The sequence below is a fragment of the Sinomonas sp. genome, from assembly GCF_036848755.1.
Classification (GTDB): domain Bacteria; phylum Actinomycetota; class Actinomycetes; order Actinomycetales; family Micrococcaceae; genus Sinomonas.
In genome coordinates this window covers 1-2,749 of record NZ_DAIUJO010000219.1, presented here as the reverse complement: position 1 = coordinate 2,749, position 2,749 = coordinate 1, and the positions used below count along the sequence as shown (strand labels likewise).

Annotated in this window: 2 protein-coding genes; both read right to left on the bottom strand. The window is 71.6% G+C overall.

Annotated elements, in window-relative coordinates; translation table 11 throughout:
* Positions 1 to 180: 180 nt before the first annotated feature.
* Positions 181 to 969: an IS21-like element helper ATPase IstB gene (gene istB, locus V7053_RS18635; RefSeq protein WP_334173746.1), complete on the bottom strand. Its 789-nt coding sequence runs from the start codon at positions 967 to 969 to the stop codon at positions 181 to 183.
* A complete protein-coding gene (gene istA / locus V7053_RS18630) occupies positions 966 to 2,495 on the bottom strand; it encodes an IS21 family transposase (protein WP_334173745.1) in 1,530 nt (509 codons plus the stop codon). The genes istB and istA overlap by 4 nt, the downstream gene beginning before the upstream one ends.
* Between the last annotated feature and the right edge of the window lie 254 nt (positions 2,496 to 2,749).

Here is a 2,749-nt window from a genome sequence, read left to right as displayed (position 1 = left end):
AGCAACCCAGGCAAAGGCGGCCTTGGGTGCCGTGCCGCATCCCGTGTCAATGGCCATTGGTTTCTGCCCACCCGCGGCCAGCAGATGTGCCCGCTGGTGGCCAGCAGATCTGCCCGGTGATGGCCAATAGATCTGCCCCCTGATCGGTTTCGGCGGGATTGGCCATCGTTGGGGTTCGGTCTAGTTCAGTCGGGTCACTCCCTTCCCCGCGAGGGCCTGGGTGAGGCGGATGGAGTCGCCGCTGGTCTGGCAGACGTGGGCGTGGTGCAGGAGCCGGTCCACGGTAGCGGTGGCCAGGGTCTTGGGCATGAGCTCGTCGAAGCCGGCCGGGTGCAGGTTCGAGGAGATCGCCACGGAGCGTTTCTCGTAGGCCGCGTCCACGACCCGGTAGAGGCCCTCGGCGGCGTCGGTGGCAACCGGCAGCAGCCCGATGTCATCGATCACGACGAGCTCGGCGCGCAGGATCCTGGCGACGGCGCGGGTGACACTGTCGTCGGTGCGGTGGGCGCGGATCAGGGCGCCGAGGTCCTCGAGCCTGAACCAGGCCACGCGCATGCCGGCCTCGACGGCCTGCTGACCGAGGGCCTCGAGGAAGAAGGTCTTCCCGGTGCCGGAGGGCCCGCAGACGACGAGGTTCTCCCGCCGGGTGATCCATTCCAGGGTCCGCAGGGCCTGCTGGGTCGGTGCGGGGATGGAGGAGGCCGTGGGGTCCCAGGCGTCGAAGGTCTTCCCGGTGGGGAAGCCCGCTGCCTTGCGGCGGGTGGCGAGCATCGAGCGTGCCCGTCCGGCGGTTTCCTCGGCGAAGAGGGCCTTGATGATCTCGGCCGGTTCCCAGCGCTGGGCGCGTGCGGTGGCGATCAGCTCCGGGGCCAGGGCGCGGGCGTGGGGCATCTTCAGCTGGCGCATCAGGGCCTCGAGCTCGGCCGGGAGCGCCGGGGCGGCGGTGTTCGTGGTCGTGATCGGGCTCATCGGTCCTGCTCCTTGGCGGTCGTGGGGGCTCCGGCGCCCAGGGACGCCCAGGCGGCGGTGCCCTGGGTCAGGGAGCGGGATTCGTCGGCGGCGTGTGTGGTGGTGCGCCTGACGTTGGAGTTCAGGATCGAGGCGAGGTCGCCGTGGGCGAAGCGGCCGTGGAGCGCGGCGTCGCCCAGGGCCCGGTCCACGGCCTCGGTTCCGGCGATCTTGGCCAGGGCCACGGCCTCGGCCATCTTCACGTTCATCCGGGCGGTCCCGGCGGCGGCGGCCTCGACGAGCCAGGCCGCCGCTCCGGCGCCGATGGCCAGGAACTCTGCCTCCTCGGCGCTGCGGGCTCTGGGGGTGTAGTCGCCCGGGATGCGGGTCCTGGTCCCGGGGAAGTGCTCGTCGGCGACGGCCGGGGACCCGGGCCGCGCCCGCTCGTGCCGGGCGACCTCGACGGGGCCGGCCGGGCCGTGGTGGACGATGATGACCTGCTCGCCGGGCCCGGTGCCGTGGGCACGGACGAAGACCCGGGCGCCGAGCAGGTGCGCCGGGACCGAGTACTGGGCGTTCTCGTAGGTGACCATCGGGGTGTTCTCCGGCACGGTGCGGGCCAGTCCGAACGCGACGGTGTGCGCGGTGTCGGGGATGCGGTGCAGCCTGGGCGCCTCCTCGGCCAGCACGTCCGCGGGCCTGCGCCGGGTGGCTCTGTGCTCGCGGTGGTTCACCTCGTCCATGAACGCCTGGCAGGCCGCCTCCAGCTCGGAGAAGGAGGCGTACTCGGGGCGGAGGTTGGTCTCCGTGGGCACGATGTCGGCCTTGGCCAGCTTCACCGAGGCCTCGACCCCGCCCTTGGTGGCCGGGTCGGCGGGCTGGCAGGTCAGCACGGTGACCCGGTAGTGGCGGGCGAAGTCCAGGGTCTGCTGGTTCCGCACCGGGACCCCGGCGACATGGGCCGTGGTGACGGTCTTCTCGTTGTCGGTGAGCACATAGGTCGGCGCCCCGCCCAGCACCCGGAAGCAGCGGTCCAGCGCCGCGTAGACGCTCGGGGCGGTCCTGTCCCGCAGCGGAACCACGACGCGGAAGCGGGAGAACGCCAGCCAGGCCACGAACAGGATGGTCTTGATCCCCTCGATACGCGGCCCGTCTCCGAAGTCGTACTGCAGCCACATGCCAGGCTCGGCGATCCAGGGCCGGTGCACGCGGGTGTGCCCCAGGCGCCAGGCGGCCTTGACCTGGGCGATCGCGCGGCGGGTGGAGCGCTCCGAGCCCGCGTAGCCCAGGGCGAGGAGCTTCTCGTGGGCCACATCGGCGCGGATCCGGCCCTTGGAGGCCTCGACCCATTCCTCGATCTTGGGCAGGAACGCGTCGGTGGCCCGGGGCCGGGCCGCGGGCTCGGCGATCGGGCGGCCGGCGTCGCGGGCGGCGACGTGCCTGGCCACGGTGTGGTGGGAGCAGCCCGTCAGTTCCGCGGTTGCGCGCAGCGATCCGGTCAGATCGTAGGCAGCAAGAATTTCCATGATTTCTCCGTCAGACTTCATACAGGGCCTCTTCCTGGCGACTCCGGTGGCGCGTAGACACCGTCATCAAATCCCGGGGAGAGGCCTCCCGCCGCTCAAGACGCGGCAGGTTCAGTGAGGAAGTGGGCAGATCTCATGGCCGCCGGCGGGCAGTCCTGCTGGCCGCCAGCGGGCACTCACGTGGCCGCCTATGGGCAGTTTTCCATGGCCGCTAACACGGGGTCGTCCGCGCGGGGGCTCATTGCCCTGCGAACGGCTCGTGGGAGCCCCTTGAA